The organism is Algibacillus agarilyticus, assembly GCF_003286125.1.
GTDB lineage: Bacteria > Pseudomonadota > Gammaproteobacteria > Enterobacterales > Alteromonadaceae > Algibacillus > Algibacillus agarilyticus.
The window spans coordinates 13,078-31,567 of the sequence record NZ_QMED01000042.1; the positions used below are offsets into that span (position 1 = coordinate 13,078).

The window sequence follows — 18,490 nt, forward strand, 5'->3', positions numbered from 1 at the left end:
GCGCCCAAGTCAGTATAAATACATATTATTAATTTAAACCCTGACATTAAGTTGCAACTTTCAATACGCCTTTAAATAACGTTTAATGAAATCATACTTTACGGTAATGATCCCTATTACTATCAATACCTTTTACCTATTCACTCTGCTCCAACTTAATATAAGTAGATTTATTCGCCCTCTACCCTATTTCAACGTTGCAGCAACTGACTTTTATACCCAAGTCACTTCAATATGCTCATTAAGCAATATATATATCAAAGGGTGACAATACCTAAAGTGCAATACCAAGAGAGTAATACTAAGAGACAAAGCAAACTTGCAGCCATTTTAAGGTACTTAAAATCGGCATGTGCAATAAAACGACAGACATATATCAAATAAACAAGCGATTCGAACCACCGAATAAAAAGTAAAATGGCTAAAAAACCAACGAACAACATTGGCAATGATATTCTCTAATCAAGTTTTGATTATTAAACATGCAAACAAACTTTTTTTATAAAAATATTAATAAACTTAGTTGACAGTTACTTATGACATGATTAATATGCGCCCCGTTGACGAGATACATGTTCCCCCTTAGCTCAGTTGGTTAGAGCGACGGACTGTTAATCCGCAGGTCCCCCGTTCGAGTCGGGGAGGGGGAGCCAATCACGTACAACGCCAAAATTAGATATTCCCCCTTAGCTCAGTTGGTTAGAGCGACGGACTGTTAATCCGCAGGTCCCCCGTTCGAGTCGGGGAGGGGGAGCCATCTAACCCATCTTAATATCTTTAAATCCCTCATAAAACAATATCATAACTTAAATAATCTAATTTAAATCCTTTACCTTTTTGCTTCGTTATTTCCTATTTTGCTGATAATATACTTTTATCGGTAAAAAATTTATATGCCACTATTCAATTAGTTTATAAATAAGACTCTACCCAGAATAAGGGTAATTAATAGGAGCTTAAAAGGGAATGAGTATTTTTAGACGACTCTTAGTCAGAAATCTAATCACGTTTCTAATATTGATAATAAGTTTAATGCTGACTTACAGTGCTATCTTATCGCAATATATAATTTCACAACAAGATAAACACACAACAACCTTAAGCCGCCTTGTCGACTCTTACAACGCTGTAGATGCCAAGGTATTAGCAAAAGATCTTAAAAGCGCTTTTGCCTATCAAGCCCTTAACTTAAGTGAATACAACGGCCCTTCTCTATATAAGTATGAAGATCAAAATACGGATGAGTCTTTGGGGTACCTTGTTCTCAATTCTTTTGGGATGATGCCACAACCTAAAAAAGTAGTTAGCCAAACACATAATTTAGGTTTGCAATTTCAATTACGCTTTACTGACGAACTCGCATTATTTGATACTTTTTTTTACTCTTCCCTGCTTGTACTTTTTGTCGTACTTAGCTTACTTATTATTTCATTACGTCAACTCATTCAACGTGTGGTGCGCCGCTCAATTGCCAATATTTCAGGTGTGATTAACGAATTCACTGAAAGTGATGACTCTATTGCATGGGATGATTTACCGGATGATTTTTTACCCTTAGCTGAATCACTTGAAACATTGCATATTAATTACGAAACTAAAATTAAGGAATGGCGAGAATCAGCAGAAAATTTCAGAACGGAAGCTACTCGTGATGAGCTTACGGGCTTGAAAAATCGAATTTCATTTGTTGAGTACTTTGAAGACAAGCTCAATAACCTTGAAAATTTAGACTTTGGTGTTTTAGCCGTTACCCGTGCTTCTGAGCTTAATCACATCAATCAAAACAGAGGTTATCAAGCCGGTGACGCGTATGTTGCTGAGTTAGCACAAATCATCACCCGAGTCGCTAATACTTATGATGCAGCCGAAATATATCGCTTAAACGGCTCTGACTTTGCCGTCGTGTTACCGAATGTAACCGCTAAAGAATCTGAAAATTATGCAACGAACTTGCAAGGTCGTTTAGGTGAGTTACAGAAATCATTAGAGTTAGAAGCGGTTGCTTATAGTGGTTTAGTTAGCTATGAATCAGGTAGACCCTTAGGTGAGTTGCTTGCATTATCGGACACGGGCATCAGCATTTCACAAACGAAGTATCCAAATGCATGGCATATGCAAACAGACACATCAGTGCTTGAAAATGTCAGTGCTAAATATGGTAACCAGAACTGGCGTGAAGTGATTGACGACGTAGTTAAAAATGCACGTGCTATTTTGTATTATCAGCCGATTCAACCCACTAACAAAAATTCAAAAGTTTATAATGAAGTGTTAGCACGTTTTGCTAATGCAGATGGTCAAGTTTTACCCACAGCCTCGTTTGTTGCAATGGCTGAAAAAATGGACAAGATCATCTTTGTCGACAAAATGATTGTTGAACAAACGATGAAACAAATACTCGAACGTGGTTTGCAAACACAATACTTTGGTTTAAATGTAACCGCCAAATCAGCACATGATGAACAATTTGCCATTTGGTTAGAACGTCGTTTATTACGAGATCCAGCTGTCGCTTCTAAATTAGTGTTTGAAGTTACCGAATTTGGCATGCAACAAAACATGGCCGCGTCTAAACGTTTCTTAGATATGGTTCATCGTACTGGCGCACGTGTAACTGTTGAGCGATTTGGTATGGGCATGACATCGTTTAAATTTTTCCGTGAACTTAAACCCGACTTTATCAAAATGGATGGCAGTTATAGCCGCGGCATTGATGAAGATAAGAGCAATCAGTACTTCTTGCGCGTTATTGTTGATTTAGCACATAGATTAGGCGTAAACGTGTTGTGTGAAAGCGTTGAAACCCAAGAAGAGAAACATTGTTTAGAGCAAGTATTTGTTGATGGCACGCAGGGTTACTTCATCGGTAAACCGGTTGAGTTTTAACAACGTACCCACTTTAAACTGATAAAAACGCTTAAAAAGCCAGCTTAATGCTGGCTTTTTTGTTTTATTAACTTAAAAACTTAATCCCACAACAAGGATAAGTTGTTTAATAAGGCATAAATGCGGATAATACGCGTTTTCAAACACGCAAGCATACAAGGTTAATATGACTGATTACGTATTACTGTTAATAGCCACTATTTTGGTTAATAACTTTGTATTAGTAAAATTTTTAGGATTATGCCCATTTATGGGTGTATCAAGCCGTATCGAAACCGCTATTGGTATGTCGATGGCCACCACATTTGTATTAACCCTCGCTTCTTTTACCAGCTATCTGGTTAATACGTATTTATTACAGCCGCTAGATATTGAATTTTTACGCACCCTCACCTTCATCTTAATTATTGCGGTTGTGGTGCAATTTACTGAAATGGTTTTACATAAAACGAATCCCACGCTATATCGTTTGTTAGGTATATTTTTACCTTTAATAACCACAAACTGTGCCGTTTTAGGGGTTGCCTTACTTAATGTAAATGAAAACCATAACGCAATTGAGTCCATCGTGTATGGCTTTTCGGCGGCGGTTGGCTTTTCGCTCGTTCTTATTTTATTTTCGGCTATGCGCGAACGTTTAGCTGCAGCCGACACCCCTCAAGTGTTTAAAGGTTCGGCAATTGCAATGATCACGGCTGGCTTAATGTCACTCGCCTTTATGGGATTCACAGGGTTGGTTAAAGTATCATGATTTTATTATATTCATTGATCGCGCTAGGCACTTTAGCCGTTATTTTTGGTTTAGTTCTTGGCTATTCCTCAATCCGATTTAAAGTTGAATCCGATCCTATTGTCGAACAGATAGACAGCGTTTTGCCACAAACACAATGTGGTCAGTGTGGCTATCCTGGTTGCAAACCTTATGCACAAGCGGTAGCAGATGGTGATGAAATAAATAAATGCCCGCCGGGTGGCGAAGCAACGATCCAGAAAATAGCAGATTTAACCGGTCGCGAAGTAAAACCACTAGACGGTGGCGATAATATAAAAAAAGTCGCTTACATCCGCGAAGATGAATGTATCGGTTGCACTAAATGTATCCAAGCGTGCCCCGTAGATGCCATTGTAGGGGCTTCTAAAGTGATGCATACCGTGATTATTGATGAATGTACGGGGTGTGATTTATGTGTTGAACCTTGCCCTGTTGATTGCATTGATATGCTGCCAGTAAAAGGCAAACCAGAGACATGGAAATGGCAATTACAAAACATAGAAATAAAACAAATTTCTTAAATTAGATAGAGATTATTCGTGGAATCATTATTAGAAAAAATTAAAGCGGGTGTACTTTGGGATTTCCCAGGTGGTGTGCACCCACCGCAACGAAAAAAACTATCTAATCAAACCGAAATTAGTTTACTGCCATTAGCTGAACATTATTGGGTTCCGGTTAAACAGCACATCGGTGCCGTTAATCACATTTTAGTGGCATCAGGTGACAAGGTTAAAAAAGGCCAAGCGTTAACGGCCTTTAACGATAAAATGTCGGTACCGGTGCATGCCCCGACTTCCGGCACGATTGGTAAAATAGAGCCACATGTTTCTGCTCACCCTTCAGGCATACCCGCACTTTCTATTCAAATCATCGCCGATGGTCTCGATGAATGGTGTGAAATCAGCCCCAAAATTCATTTTAGAACACTGCCTAAATCTGATGTTATCGGTTTTATTCAAGCAGCAGGTGTAGCAGGTTTAGGCGGTGCAGCCTTCCCTACGCATGTTAAACAAACACCTAATCAGCCCTGCGAAATATTATTAATCAATGGTGTTGAATGTGAACCATATATTACTTCAGATGATCGCGTTATGCGCGAACATGCAGATGAAGTCATTCACGGTATTGAAGTACTCGCTTATATATTAGAGCCAAAGTTAGTCGTTATTGCGATTGAAGACAATAAACCTGAAGCCATAAACGCAATGGAAGCCGCTTGTGCGGGTAAAGCCAACTTTGTTGTTAGAGTTTTACCCACCAAATACCCTGCGGGTGGTGAAAAACAAATCATTCAAGTCATCACCAATATGGAAGTGCCAAAAGGTAAAATATCAGCGGACATTGGCGTTGTTAGTCAAAATGTCGGCACGGTATATGCCATCTATAAGGCAATTTACCTAGGGGAACCATTAATTGATCGTGTTGTTACCGTAACCGGCGAAAATATAGAAACGGCTGGTAATTATAGGCTGCCAATAGGGACCCCCATAGCGCATGTGTTAAATCACGTTAAACACGACAACCAACACAATGAGCGTGTGATAATGGGCGGGCCGATGATGGGCTTCACTGTACTCAATAAGCAAGTGCCGGTAACCAAAATAACGAACTGCTTGTTAATACCCACACAACAAGAATTGCCTGATGCGCCCCCCGAGCAAGCTTGCATTCGATGTGGTGAATGTGCCGATGCTTGCCCCGCTAGCTTATTACCTCAGCAACTTTATTGGCACAGCAAAGCCAAAGAACACGACAAAGCTCAGGCTTATAATTTATTTGATTGTATAGAATGTGGCGCTTGTGCCTTTGTTTGCCCAAGTGATATTCCATTAGTACAATATTACCGTCAAACTAAAGCCGAAATTCGCGAAGCCAACGAAGAAAAAATAAAAGCAGAAAAAGCGAAAGAACGTTTTGAAACCCGTAATGCACGTTTAGAACGCGATAAACAAGAACGCTTAGACAAACATAAACGTTCGGCCGAACTTCGCAAGCAGTCGCTTAACACAGATCAAAGCGCACAAGACAAAATAGCCGCGGCAATGGCACGTGCAAAAGCGAAAAAAGCACAAAAAAATAGTACAAATGATATAACGAAAACAGATCAGAATGCAGAGCCTAATACTTTAGAAAATACTACCCTAGAAAATAGCGCCGTAGAAAAGAATGCAGTCGAAAGTAATATAAGCCAATCGAATAGCCCGATTAAAAATAAGGCTCAAGAAGCCATTGCCCGCGCTAAAGCTAAACGTGAAGCCAAATTAAACAATAACGCAAGTACCGAAGAACAAAATACCACCGCCCCACCCTCGCATAAAGTAGAGAGTGATTTGGATCATTCTCCTAATGAGCCGGTAGAAGCAGACCCAATTAAATCAAAAGCGCAAGCCGCTATTGCCCGCGCTAAAGCCAAACGTGAAGCCAAGTTAAAAAATGCAGATGCGACTGCGACTAATAGTCAAAAGGCCTCTGCTTCTGACTCTGCCTCTCAAAAAGAAGCAGAGCCAAAACCAGAAAATCAACGTGCGGCAACGTTAACTCATGATTCAACTATCGACTCAAATAATGACGAAATAGCGTCTACCGTTTCACCCATTAAATTAAAAGCGCAAGCCGCGATCGCGCGTGCTAAAGCAAAAAAAGCAGCCAAATTAGCTGAAGAATCAAAACCCGCTGCTCATTCTAGTGCTGAAAGCGATAAAACGACACTTGAACCTAAAACAGCAGCGGATCAAACAGATGAACAAGTTGACGAGCATCTCCAGACATCGACAACAAACGAACCAACAGAAATTAGTGAAGCAATGTATCAAACAGAATTAGAGATCGACCCTATCAAATCAAAAGCGCAAGCCGCCATTGCACGTGCTAAAGCTAAACGACAACAAAAAATGGCAGAGCAAGCCTCTGTCACACAACCAGAAAATGCAAAAGCCGAAGCGAATATTCAATTCGACGCAGAAGCCAAATCAAGAGCTAAAGCGGCAATAGAACGCGCTAAAGCACGTCGTGACCAAGCAAATCAGCTTGCTCACGGTGGTGAAACAGGCAGTAGCAGCATAACGAATACCACAACAGCAAGCAGCCTCGATAGCGAAAGTGGGAATAGCGAAGATGAAAATGCTAATCAAGTGAAAGCGGCAAAGGTTAAAGCGGCACTCGCTAAAGCAAAGGCTAAAAGACAAAAATCATGAGTTTTAAACTAGCCAGCTCACCACATACCCGAAAAAATAACAAAACAGCGTTTGTCATGTTAACCGTAATGAGCGCCTGTATTCCCGGCATATTAACCCAGGCTTATTTTTTCGGTTTTGGTGTTTTTATACAACTCGCGATTTGCATGAGTGTGGCATTATTTACCGAATATGCCTGTTTAAAATGGCGTAACAAACCCATTAAACGTAGCCTAACCGACAATAGTGCCCTATTAACCGGTTTATTATTAGCCGTTAGCATACCGCCTTTAGCCCCTTGGTGGATTGGTGCAATAGGCACTTTATTCGCTATCGCACTTGTCAAACAAGCTTATGGGGGTTTAGGGCAAAATATATTTAACCCGGCAATGGCAGCTTATGTATTACTCCTTGTCTCATTTCCATTATCAATGACAAGTTGGTTGCCGGCTTCAAGTTTAATGGTTATAGACCTCAATTTTTACGACACATTAAGTACGATATTAACGGGCTATACTTCACAAGGTTATTCATTAGAACAACTTAGATCGGGTATTGATGGGTTAACAATGGCAACACCACTCGACGCAATCAAAACTAATTTATTAGCCGGTTATACTTATAATGAAACATTAAGTTTACCTATCTTTGATAATGGTATAGGTAAAGGTTGGTTTTATGTCAGCTTAGCTTATTTAGTTGGTGGGCTCTACCTACTTAAAAAACGAATTATTAAATGGCAAATTCCGGTTAGTTTTATCGGAACGCTTGGTTTTTTAACACTGGTGACTCAGGCCGTTAATGCCGATGGCACAGGCTCAATGTTATTACATTTAACTTCTGGTGCCACCTGTTTTGCTGCTTTCTTTATCTTAACCGATCCGGTGTCAGCGGCGACAACAAATAAAGGCCGATTAATTTACGGCGCGTTAATTGGTTTTCTCGTGTTTATTATCAGGCAATTTGGCGGCTACCCAGATGCCGTCGCGTTTGCAGTATTGCTTGCCAATATGACAGTGCCACTGATTGACTATTACACGCAACCTAAAGTATTTGGTCACGGGGATAAATAATGAATTCAATCGTTTCAAAATCCAGCCTTATTTTAGGTCTATTTGCATTAGCAACCACTTTTGTTGTAACCATTACACACCAATTAACAGCGCCAGAAATTGCGAAACAGCAAGAGCTAGCCACATTAGCTAACTTAAATGCGATAATTCCTAACACACTTTATTCAAACAACTTAACGCAAGATTGCATTATTACTACCGATCAATTCAATAACCCTATTAAAGTGTTTAGAGCGCGAAATGACACAAATGAAAATATCGCTTTAGCAATCGAAGCGATTGCCCCTGACGGCTATAGTGGTCGAATAGATTTACTCGTTGCTATCGATTTTAATGGCCGTGTTTTAGGTACTAGAACCATTAAACACACTGAAACACCAGGCTTAGGCGACAAAATAGAAATAGAGAAATCAGACTGGATCACGTCTTTTAATGGCAAAAGCCTAAAAGCGGATGATGACCCAAACTGGAAAGTCAAAAAAGATGGCGGCATGTTTGATCAATTTACCGGTGCGACGATATCCCCTAGAGCGGTAGTTAAAAGCGTTAAACGTACACTAACTTGGTATGAACTAAATAAAAAAGACCTCTACAATCAAGCCATAAATTGCGGAGACAAGGCATGAGTCCATTACAAGAAATAAGCTGGCAAGGCTTATGGAAAAACAACCCGGCGCTAGTGCAAATGCTTGGCCTTTGTCCGCTATTAGCGGTATCGAATACCACCATTAATGGGTTGGGTTTAGGGCTGGCAACTCTGTTTGTCTTACTCGGTTCAAATATTACTGTGTCATTAGTGCGTAACTGGGTTCCCAATGAAATACGTATCCCCGTTTTTGTTATGATCATCGCGGGTTTAGTTACCGTTATCCAGTTATTAATGAATGCATACACCTATGCCCTTTATCAGACATTAGGCATATTTATCCCACTTATTGTCACTAATTGCGCCATTATTGGTCGAGCAGAAGCGTTTGCTTCAAAAAACAATGTCAAACTCGCCGCTTGGGATGGCTTAATGATGGGACTCGGCTTTTTATTAATACTGGTTGCTTTAGGTATTGTGCGCGAAGTACTAGGCAACGGAACTTTATTTAGCGGCGCGCATTTATTATTTGGTTCAATGGCGACCCATTGGCAAATAACCTTATTTGAAACCAACGAAACGTTTCTAATTGCTATTTTACCTCCTGGGGCTTTTATCGCTTTAGGCTTGTTAATTGCGGTAAAAAATAAATTTGATAAACGAATAGAAGCACTCGTAGTGGGTGAGAAAAAAGCCAAAACAACTGAACGCGCTAGAGTAACAGCAGACAACATTACCTAAAAATTAAACTTGTAATTGTACAAGCTAAAATAGCGCAACCTACAATAGTGCAACCTAAGTAAATTGAGTGTGATTAATACAGGTCGATAAGCTGAAGTTAAATTAAACCTCTTTTATTGGCTTTCTTTCACACATAAAATAGATAATTGTAATGAATAAACAAAAACGTCTCGAGATATTAACTCGCTTGCGCGATAACAACCCAAACCCAACGACCGAGCTTGAATTTTCATCGCCATTTGAATTATTAATTGCGGTTTTACTCTCTGCCCAAGCAACCGATGTCAGTGTAAATAAAGCGACACGAAAACTTTACCCGGTGGCTAACACCCCCGAAACAATTCTTGCATTAGGGGTAGATGGCTTAAAAGAGTATATAAAAACCATCGGTCTTTATAATTCAAAAGCTGAAAATACAATAAAAACCTGCAAAATGTTAATCGACTTACATAACGCTGAAGTACCAGAAGATAGAGCCGCGCTTGAAGCCTTGCCCGGTGTTGGTAGAAAAACCGCTAACGTTGTTCTTAACACCGCATTTGGCTGGCCAACCATAGCGGTAGACACCCACATCGATCGTGTATCAAACCGCACCAAGTTTGCTATGGGTAAAAATGTAGTCGAGGTAGAGCAAAAGCTACTTAAAGTTGTACCCGCTGAATTCAAAGTTGATGTACATCACTGGTTAATACTACACGGTCGTTACACTTGCATAGCCCGCAAACCACGCTGTGGTTCATGTATTATTGAAGATTTATGTGAATACAAAGATAAAATAGAAATTTAGATTGAATTTAATACGAACCATAGAAACAAATTTACAACAACCTTGTTCATACAATTCTGGATAATTTAAGGATAAAAAATGCGTTTATTACATACCATGTTACGTGTGGGTAACTTGCAACAATCAATTGATTTTTACTGTGACATTTTAGGCATGACACTATTACGCCAAAGTGAAAATACAGAATATAAATATACCCTCGCCTTTTTAGGTTACGGTGATGAATCCGCTAATACCGTTATTGAACTTACGTACAATTGGGGCGTTGAACGTTATGATCATGGCAATGCATTTGGTCATTTAGCGATTGAAGCCACCGATATTTATGCTGCATGTGAACAAATAAAAGCAAAAGGCGGATTAGTTAGCCGAGAACCAGGGCCGGTAAAAGGCGGTACAACTGAAATTGCGTTTGTTAAAGATCCAGATGGGTACGCAATTGAATTAATCCAAAAACACACTTAAAAAATTAAATAAGTTTGGTTTATCACTACAGCTTAATGCTATCGCCTACCACTAGCGATAATTTGGCAATGGATGTCAAATAAGCATTAAGCGAAACAATCCGGTTAGTGACGGTTTGCGTTAATAAGTCTTGCGCGTCGAGCACATCACTTGCACTGCCTAATTGCTCCTGATATCGAATTTGACTCACACGGTAATTCTCTTCAGCCTGTTTTAATGCTTCTACCGAGACTTTCAAACTGTATTCACTTTCTTTAACCGACAAAAACGCGCTTTTAACCTCAAACTCAATAAGCGATTTTTGTTGCGCTAATTCAAGTTGTTTAACCGTTAATCGTGCATCGGCAGCATCAATTTCTCGTGCGGTTTGTCCCCACTGCCCATAATTCCAACTTAAGTTAATCGCTATCGAGTTTTCAGTAATCGAATCACTATAATCTGCATCCGAAGCGCGAATACCACTAGATAATGTTAAATCAACACTTGGCTTGTATTTAGACCGCACAATCACGGCATCTTCTTGAGCAAGTTCGATTGCTATTTTATTTTGTTTTAATTCAAATCGATTATTAATCGCTTTTGTTTGCAATTGCGAAAGTGTTTTTGCAAACTCAACTTTTTGTAAAGAACCAACAGGGTTTATTTCATCATCAATTGGCTGATTAAGTAACAAATTAATTGTCGCTTTGCTTAACGCCAAACGATTAGCCGCGGCAAATACATCCTGCTCACCACGACTCACCCTTACGCTGGCTTGTAATAAATCGTTACGCCAAATTTTACCGCTTTTATAAAAGGCTTCTGCATTTTTTTTATGCTGTTCTAATCGAATAAGTGCTTCTTGCGATTCAGCATAAAGTATTTGATTAGTTAGGAATGTAAACCATGCCTCTTTTAATTGAAAAAATAAGGATTGTATTTGACCTTTGTGGTCCCAATTAGCATGCAACTTGTTCAAAGAAGATTTGCGCCAATTAGCCAGTAATGCAGGTTGATACAATGGCTGACTCAATTCAAAATTAGTTGAATAAAAGCTAATTTCTCGTTCTGCATCATTTGAGTTATGCAAAACTTCATTACGTGAAGAGGTTATTCTAAAAGACGGAAACAGTTTACGGAACGTTGCAGATTCAGTTTCAAGTTCGACAATTTTTTGTTGTTGTTTTATTTTAATCCCGAGGTTTTGCTCAAAAGATTTTTCGACCAATTGAGCAAAAGTAATAGATTCAGCCATGACCTCATTTGGCGTAATTAAACACATAAACGAGACGGCCGTTATAAAACGTTTGTTCAATAAAGTCATTAGCCGATATTTATTTTGCATAAATAACTATAAACCTTTTGTGCTTGTCCAATCGTCTAGTGACACATAACGGCCTGACAATAGATGATCGTCAATTGCTTTAATGTGCCATACAACCCGCAGTAAACCACTCGTAGGTTCCACTGTTGGAAAAATGGTTTTAACCGTTGCCACCCCGACCCATTGATCTTGTATATACACACGAGTTTGAGTGCCTAATTGCAAGTTGAATCGAGTTTCAGGTGGAATATCTATCGACAAACTCAACTGTTCAAGGTTGACCAACTCTATAATTGGATCTCCCGCATTAACCCATTCACCTTGATTAAAATTTTTGACAATAATGGCCCCGGTATATGGAGCTGAAATAGTACAATTAGCTAATTGTTGTTTTACTAATTCAAGTTGCGCTTGGGCTATCAGTAAATTCTCTTTAGCAACTGAAACAGAAAATTCGGCTTCTGTCATCGCGATATCAGATAAAACTTTGTCATTCACTAAGCGAGCTGATTTATCTCGATCATGTTTTGCAGATTCAAATTGAGAGGCGGCCGAACGCACTTGAGCTTGGCTTTTTGCTAACTCAATTTTCGCTTTGCTGGTATCTAATAATGCAATCATTTCGCCCTTATTAACAACCGAGCCATTGGCAATGATTTGACTGATCAGACCGGATTCAACAAAGGATAATTTAGTTTTCTGCGATGGCATTACAACACCTTGCAAATGAACAGGTGTTAGTTTATTTTGCCCATGTGCGGTAAAGCAAAACATCATGAGAAGTGAAACAAGGCTGGTGTAAGTCATTATTTTTATAACCATAAATCTGCTCTTAATATTTTACGCACTGAATGCAATAGGTGTTGCCATACTGGCAGTGGTTGCCCCAAAATAATGACTTTTCCTTGCAACCCTAGCCGCGGTATCGCGAGGTCTGGGGTATCATCAATACCCATCCTAACCACAAAGCTTTGCTCAACCCCCGCTAAACGTCCCACAGGGGCAATTGATAATACCTTAGCATTATATACACCAGTTTCGGCCATAGGTAATTGAATGCGGCCGACATGGCCAACGTTTAATAAATTGACATCGCGCTGATCAACGATTACATCAATAAAGCGCGATTGTTTTGCAACCAATTTTAAAATAGGTTCCCCTACATTATAATAACGGCCAAGATAAGCCTGAGGAGGCATATCATCAACCACCCATTGGCCACGAGGTCGGTGTATTGATAGCCGCGTATTTTGCGTATTGGCTGCCCAAATTTTTTCTTGTAAAAGTGTACTTTCGATGGCTAATTTTTGTCGCTCGTAAACATTTAAATTAGCCGAAGCTTCTTGTTGTTGAATTTGTAAAATATTTTTTGAACTTGCTAGTTCAATATGAGTAAAATCCAGATCGCTAGACGACATGATGATAAAGGGCGCTTGTTGTTCATTTATGACTTCACGCTGCGCATTAAACCCAACGTAAGTAATAAAGCCATTTTCGGGTGCATGAATAATTTCGGTTGGTGCTTCAACCGTCCCCGTTGAATGAATTCGAATACTCGGCTGCCAAATAATGATTATTAGCAATAAAATAAAAGCACTTAGACCCGTTACTTGTTGACGCCTGTTTGAACGCCAAGCCAGGTTATAAAAAAATAATTTCAACGTTTCTCCCCAGTCGCCAGTGATCTTTTTGACAAATAAAAAAACAAGGTAAATAAAAATAACGTTTGCAATAAATCCTAACTGAGCCGATACAAAACCATAACCAACAAGTGCAATAAAACTCAGCATTGCGATCATGTATACAGTCACTAAACTCGCATAAATAAGGTATATACTTTTCTCTCGCTCTGTTGGCGAAAAGGGTTTATCTACTGGCATACGCAGAATACGTGTTTTAAGTGAATACGATAACCAAGCCATCGCGTTCTGTCGTAAATTTTGAATTTCTAATAAATCAGTTAAAATATAATAGCCATCGAATTTTAATAATGGGTTTAAATTAACCACTAATGATGTTGCAGTGCCAATCGTTAATAGAACAAAAGCAATAAAACCAATTGGGTTTGATACATCAACCAGCAGCCATACAAAAGCACTTAATGCGGCCAATTGCATTTCGACCCATACACCGGCTAAAGCGACATTTATTTTTTGCCATTTGCTTTCAAATAACCAAGCATCATTCACGTTACAATAAAGACAAGGCTGAAACGCAAGCAGCAAAAAACCCATTTCATGTACATCACCACCATAATATTTACAGGTTAAACCATGCCCACATTCGTGAATAGCGATAGCCCCAAGCGCAATTAACCATATTGATAAAATACCAAAACTGGATTCGTGAGCTTGTAAATAAACTCGATTAAAATCATTAAAAAAGCGTTCACCTTGAAACAAAACCAATATAAAAGCGATAACGACCAAACATATTTGCAGTTTTATCGCTTTTGGGTGCCACAAAAAGCGAATTTTATCTATTATGCGATCAAAATATGCGTTTGGGTCAACCAGCTGAAAACGCAAATACAATAAACTGCCTTGCCCTTGGAGCATTTTCTTTTTTCTATCTTCGCGAATTTTTTCTAATAAAGCGGCATTGTTTTCTTTACGAGTTCTTTTAAGTAATTGAAAATTTCGACAAGACTCATATAAGTCAGTAGCCGCATCTAAATCGAATTCATACTCATCAGACGTTTGATTAAATTGCTCAACCAATTGACTAAGCTCTCTGACCCCATCAAATAAAGACATGAGTTGATATTGCGCTTCTTCAAAATGATAAAAAGCTTGTTTATCCGGTTCTTTAATCACATACGACAAATCACCCATTTGGACTAATTTGCCCACTTTAAGCTCAGAACGTAATGCTGCCGGTATAGTCGCCATCGTTAAAAACCAATATGAAAAGCGAAAAAGTTACTCACTCGACGCCAAATTTTAGTTATAAGTGAAGACTGTTCAGCATGAATAATAACGTGGCCTGTCATGCCGGGCTTAATCTGAAAAGGAGAGTCTGTTATTTCAATTTCGGCAATAAACCCGGTTTGAATAGTCTCATCTTCCATTTCACTATCTGATTCTAAAACGGTATTTGGAATGTCATACTGTCGCCCAACATGTTTCACTTTCCCCATAAAGTAATCACCGGGTTGTGCACGCAATACCCCCTTTACCGTTTGGCCGACTTGTACATCCATCAAGTCGATTTCTGGGATATGCACAATAACCAATAAATGTTCTGGGTCTGCTAATCGAATAATTTCATCACCTTTATTAAATACACGGCCGACTAATTCATTGGGTCTTGGCGTTAAAACAATACCATTGATTGTTGCCTTAATACTGACTTGATTCAGTGATGTTTCAGCTTGGATAACTTTAGCTCTTAACGTTTCACGCTCAATAGCTGCTTGATTTAGCATAACCGTATCTGACTTAGCTCGGGCTTCAATAAGTTGTCTTTCAATAATCGCCAATTGGGCATTTGCTTCGATTAACTGAAGTTTTAAATCACTGCTCGCTAACGCACCAATGGTTTGATCTTTTTGGACGAGTTGGCCTTCCAATACATTGATTGCAGCAAGTCGCCCAGCAATAGGTAAAAAAACGCCCTGCCCCAAACGAGCCTCTACGATCGCAGGTCCGGACACCCATCTAAAATAAGGCAAATAATGTAAAGCCGTGATTAAACAAAACAGAACAAGGGAAAAAATTGCATATTTTCGCCATCCCCCAGCGGTTAAGGCCTGATTTTTTTTAGCGACCGAGCTTAATGCTGCACTAAAAGGGATACTTTTAAACAAACTCGCATTACGTAAAGCGACCGTAGCTTGAGAACACAAAATATGCAACATATCGGCTTTGCTACCCAACGCAAAACCAGAGTGTTGGCTTTCAAATATAACAACCCCCAATAAACCTTCTTCATCTTCAAGCGGCATAGCCCAAATTGAGTTCAAATTATTTTTTTCTAAATAATCAACCCATACATTATTTGCTCCCTTTAAGCTAAGTTTGTACTTTTTTACATCGGGCACATAACATACACGGTTACTTTTTTTAACTTGTTCCATTAAGCCGATCAATGCGTTTTGCATGTCATCATTTGGATCTATTTTGCGTTGTTCAGATAAAACCATTAATTGAAGTGATTGGCTTTTTTCATTGAGTAAAGCTACGGCCCCCCCTGTGATATCCACGAGTTCATTTGTTTTATTTACAATCAAAGCCAACACTTGGTCAACATCTAAAGTCGCAACCACTTCTTTAGAAATTTCCATTAACACGTTCATTTCTTTAACCCTGCTTTCCATTTCAAGCAAGCGGGCATTTTTAACCGACAAAGATGCCCCAATCGCTAACTGGATCACAAGCGCTTGATCTTCTTCATCAAATTGTCCATCAACACCGTGTTTTTTATTAACTATTTGTATTGCACCATACGCTTTGTCATCAATAACTAAAGGTACACAAATCATTGAACGCGTGACAAAACCGGTACGTGCATCCACCTCTTTAGAAAAACGAGCGTCTTTTGAGCAATCTAAAATCACTTCAGGTTGTTTAGATTGAATTACCGCTCCTACTACGCCTTTTCCGCTTGGCAACCGTAAACCTAAAACGCCTTTTTTAGCGGGACCTTCAGCCAAGTGACAAATATTTTGCGCTTGTTTGGGGTCTACAAGCCACAATGAACCCGCTTCAGCATCGAGTGTTTCAAGTACACGATCGAAAACGTGGGCAATAAGTTGTTTCACACTTTTTGCTTCTCCCACAAATTCATGGGTTAGCTGATTAGCGATATTTAAGCGCCGATTGTCTTTTTTTAATAATTCAACTTCAGCGTATAATTTTTGGATTTGTTGGTTATCCAAGGTAGGTTCCAATATTAAGAAATAAGAAATAAGAAATAATATTTAAAGAAGCGTTGAACAGAGCTTAAATAGATTGGTAACATCTATAGATTAAGTTAATAAATATGGGTAGTGTTAATTAACTTAATCTATTAAAATAATAATAAATCAACCACTATAAATTTATTTTACTAATAGAGTAATTGTTATAGTGGTTAGAGTATTTTTGATTAATTTTTGAACTTAGGTTTTGGTTTATTTGCCAACAACCTAAGTCGTTTAGCTTGTATCTGGTTTTGTACTACTTTGATTTTTAGAAGTTCATTATCTGCTTGCTCTCTCGGAGTACTGGTCATTATATAATTCCTTAATAGTAATTTTATAAACGATATTCTTTTATTTTAGGTAATACTTATTATTTTTCCAATTTCAATTCAATATTTCTCATATATACCCAAGTCTATCTAAGCGGAATACAACCGAAATACAGCTTCTCGGTTTGTTGAGATGAGTGTATACCGATGCAATATAACTCATGGATAAACGATCAATAATAGGGTGTTAATTTAAATATACATTTGAGAGGTAAGTAACTAAATTACCAAAGTAAATATCCACCCAAAGGGTGTGGTCTAATTTTCAATAACAACAATTACTTAAATCTAACAATCATGCACACACTCTGTTATTCAAAGAGTTGAAAAACAGAGTGTATCGTCATTTAGTTATATATTTAACGCTGGTTTTGCTTTGTTCATCATTTGTTTAACTTTTAAAACATGAGCATGCGCATTAACTTGAGCTACACGTGCTTTTGCTTTAACCAATGATGCATTTGCTTCTTGCTTTACTTTATTCGCGATTGCTTCGTTTATAGCCATAATTACATTCCCCTTTAGTTAAAATATCTTAAGTTTTAAAATAATTAAAAATTGCATTAACCTGATCCCTGTTATTATGGAGCAAGCCAAGTCTCTTCAGTTCCATCGGGATAAGTCACACTGCCCGAGCCATCCGAATTGTATACCCACGTTGTTCCATCCGCTTGTGTATAAACACTAGACCCATCAGCACTCCATGCACCCAAGCTGCCATCGGCACTGGTATAACTACCGCTCCCGTCTGCGTTCCAAGTACTCGTATTGCCTTGACCATCATCCCAAGATCCACTACCTTGACCATCCCACGTTTCTATCGAACCATCAGGGTATGTGGCACTGCCCGAGCCATCTTCGTTATATTGATAGACGGTACCATCAGCACCTGTTTCGGTTGTACTACCGTCTCCTGTTTCGCTACCCGTACCACCTTCTGACGTAACTTCATTACCATCAGCATCATAATAAATAACGTTACCTTCACTATCCCAAGCTTCACTGGTACCATCAGCATACGTTGTACCCCATGAACCGTCAGCGTTGTAATAACCTGAACTGCCGTCTGAACTCGTCCAAGTACCCGAACCATCGGCATTCCACGTACTTGAATTACCTTGCCCGTCATCCCAACTTCCACTACCATCAGCATGCCAAGTTGAGGTACTGCCATCTGGGTAAGTTTGGCTACCACTCCCGTCTGCATTCCACGTGTAACTCGAACCATCGGCATAGGTCTCAAAACCCGAACCATCAGCATTATATGAGCCTGAATTACCTTGACCATCAGCCCAACTGCTCGCCCCCGTTGAAGTATCATAGCTATAGTGTGAACCATCGGCACCCGTGTATTCATACGAACCATCAGCACTCCACATATCAGTAGAGCCATCTACATAAATCGCACTACCGCTGCCATCGGCATGCCAAGCGCTTGAGTTACCTTGACCATCATCCCAAGATCCACC

The 18,490-nt window shown here is 39.2% G+C and carries 14 protein-coding genes, 2 tRNA genes and 1 pseudogene; 11 read left to right on the top strand and 6 right to left on the bottom strand.

Annotated elements, in window-relative coordinates; translation table 11 throughout:
• The first annotated feature begins 576 nt into the window (after nt 1-576).
• The 11 genes from DPX34_RS20025 to gloA all read left to right on the top strand — a co-directional run bounded on the left by DPX34_RS20025 (nt 577) and on the right by gloA (nt 10,486).
• Nucleotides 577-653 (top strand) — tRNA-Asn (locus tag DPX34_RS20025).
• A 27-nt stretch (nt 654-680) separates the two neighbouring features.
• A tRNA-Asn gene (locus DPX34_RS20030) sits at nt 681-757 on the top strand.
• A 275-nt stretch (nt 758-1,032) separates the two neighbouring features.
• Nucleotides 1,033-2,886, top strand: a complete 1,854-nt coding sequence (locus DPX34_RS20035; RefSeq protein WP_232824821.1) for an EAL domain-containing protein — start codon at nt 1,033-1,035, stop codon at nt 2,884-2,886.
• 166 nt (nt 2,887-3,052) lie between these two features.
• Nucleotides 3,053-3,637: an electron transport complex subunit RsxA gene (gene rsxA / locus DPX34_RS20040; protein ID WP_111980208.1), complete on the top strand. Its 585-nt coding sequence runs from the start codon at nt 3,053-3,055 to the stop codon at nt 3,635-3,637.
• Nucleotides 3,634-4,179: an electron transport complex subunit RsxB gene (gene rsxB / locus DPX34_RS20045; RefSeq protein WP_111980209.1), complete on the top strand. Its 546-nt coding sequence runs from the start codon at nt 3,634-3,636 to the stop codon at nt 4,177-4,179. The genes rsxA and rsxB overlap by 4 nt, the downstream gene beginning before the upstream one ends.
• An 18-nt stretch (nt 4,180-4,197) precedes the next feature.
• Complete coding sequence (gene rsxC / locus DPX34_RS20050; protein ID WP_111980210.1) at nt 4,198-6,855, top strand: electron transport complex subunit RsxC; 2,658 nt, start codon at nt 4,198-4,200, stop codon at nt 6,853-6,855.
• Nucleotides 6,852-7,907 carry an electron transport complex subunit RsxD gene (rsxD, locus tag DPX34_RS20055; protein ID WP_111980211.1) on the top strand — a complete coding sequence of 352 codons (1,056 nt, stop codon included), beginning with the start codon at nt 6,852-6,854 and terminating at the stop codon, nt 7,905-7,907. The genes rsxC and rsxD overlap by 4 nt, the downstream gene beginning before the upstream one ends.
• The gene (gene rsxG / locus DPX34_RS20060) at nt 7,907-8,533 is read left to right on the top strand and encodes an electron transport complex subunit RsxG (protein WP_111980212.1); all 627 of its coding nucleotides are present in this window, start codon (nt 7,907-7,909) and stop codon (nt 8,531-8,533) included. The genes rsxD and rsxG overlap by 1 nt, the downstream gene beginning before the upstream one ends.
• Nucleotides 8,530-9,234 carry an electron transport complex subunit E gene (locus tag DPX34_RS20065; protein WP_111980213.1) on the top strand — a complete coding sequence of 235 codons (705 nt, stop codon included), beginning with the start codon at nt 8,530-8,532 and terminating at the stop codon, nt 9,232-9,234. Before rsxG ends, DPX34_RS20065 begins: the two co-directional genes overlap by 4 nt.
• A 151-nt stretch (nt 9,235-9,385) precedes the next feature.
• Nucleotides 9,386-10,021: an endonuclease III gene (gene nth, locus DPX34_RS20070; protein WP_111980214.1), complete on the top strand. Its 636-nt coding sequence runs from the start codon at nt 9,386-9,388 to the stop codon at nt 10,019-10,021.
• A gap of 78 nt (nt 10,022-10,099) precedes the next feature.
• Complete coding sequence (gene gloA / locus DPX34_RS20075; protein ID WP_111980215.1) at nt 10,100-10,486, top strand: lactoylglutathione lyase; 387 nt, start codon at nt 10,100-10,102, stop codon at nt 10,484-10,486.
• Between the two features lie 25 nt (nt 10,487-10,511).
• On the opposite strand, the gene DPX34_RS20080 is transcribed toward gloA, so the two are convergent.
• The 6 genes and pseudogenes from DPX34_RS20080 to DPX34_RS20100 all read right to left on the bottom strand — a co-directional run.
• A complete protein-coding gene (locus DPX34_RS20080; RefSeq protein WP_111980216.1) occupies nt 10,512-11,810 on the bottom strand; it encodes a TolC family protein in 1,299 nt (432 codons plus the stop codon).
• A 6-nt stretch (nt 11,811-11,816) separates the two neighbouring features.
• Complete coding sequence (locus tag DPX34_RS20085) at nt 11,817-12,611, bottom strand: efflux RND transporter periplasmic adaptor subunit (protein ID WP_111980217.1); 795 nt, start codon at nt 12,609-12,611, stop codon at nt 11,817-11,819.
• A complete protein-coding gene (locus DPX34_RS20090; RefSeq protein WP_111980218.1) occupies nt 12,602-14,680 on the bottom strand; it encodes a hypothetical protein in 2,079 nt (692 codons plus the stop codon). The genes DPX34_RS20085 and DPX34_RS20090 overlap by 10 nt, the downstream gene beginning before the upstream one ends.
• A gap of 2 nt (nt 14,681-14,682) precedes the next feature.
• A complete protein-coding gene (locus DPX34_RS20095; protein ID WP_157964803.1) occupies nt 14,683-16,668 on the bottom strand; it encodes a GAF domain-containing protein in 1,986 nt (661 codons plus the stop codon).
• Nucleotides 16,669-17,372: 704 nt separating this feature from the next.
• Nucleotides 17,373-17,528 (bottom strand): hypothetical protein, encoded by a 156-nt coding sequence (locus tag DPX34_RS21820; protein WP_157964804.1) that lies wholly within the window; start codon nt 17,526-17,528, stop codon nt 17,373-17,375.
• Nucleotides 17,529-17,602: 74 nt separating this feature from the next.
• Nucleotides 17,603-18,490, bottom strand: a pseudogene (locus tag DPX34_RS20100) (hypothetical protein); the annotation flags it as partial.

Coding starts and splice junctions, on each gene's coding strand:
- gloA (WP_111980215.1), top strand. CDS start 10,100: ATGCGTTTATTACATACCATGTTACGTGTGGGTAACTTGCAACAATCA.
- DPX34_RS20080 (WP_111980216.1), bottom strand. CDS start 11,810: ATGCAAAATAAATATCGGCTAATGACTTTATTGAACAAACGTTTTATA.
- DPX34_RS20085 (WP_111980217.1), bottom strand. CDS start 12,611: ATGGTTATAAAAATAATGACTTACACCAGCCTTGTTTCACTTCTCATG.
- DPX34_RS21820 (WP_157964804.1), bottom strand. CDS start 17,528: ATGGCTATAAACGAAGCAATCGCGAATAAAGTAAAGCAAGAAGCAAAT.
- rsxB (WP_111980209.1), top strand. CDS start 3,634: ATGATTTTATTATATTCATTGATCGCGCTAGGCACTTTAGCCGTTATT.
- rsxD (WP_111980211.1), top strand. CDS start 6,852: ATGAGTTTTAAACTAGCCAGCTCACCACATACCCGAAAAAATAACAAA.
- DPX34_RS20035 (WP_232824821.1), top strand. CDS start 1,033: ATGCTGACTTACAGTGCTATCTTATCGCAATATATAATTTCACAACAA.
- rsxG (WP_111980212.1), top strand. CDS start 7,907: ATGAATTCAATCGTTTCAAAATCCAGCCTTATTTTAGGTCTATTTGCA.
- rsxA (WP_111980208.1), top strand. CDS start 3,053: ATGACTGATTACGTATTACTGTTAATAGCCACTATTTTGGTTAATAAC.
- nth (WP_111980214.1), top strand. CDS start 9,386: ATGAATAAACAAAAACGTCTCGAGATATTAACTCGCTTGCGCGATAAC.
- DPX34_RS20090 (WP_111980218.1), bottom strand. CDS start 14,680: ATGGCGACTATACCGGCAGCATTACGTTCTGAGCTTAAAGTGGGCAAA.
- DPX34_RS20065 (WP_111980213.1), top strand. CDS start 8,530: ATGAGTCCATTACAAGAAATAAGCTGGCAAGGCTTATGGAAAAACAAC.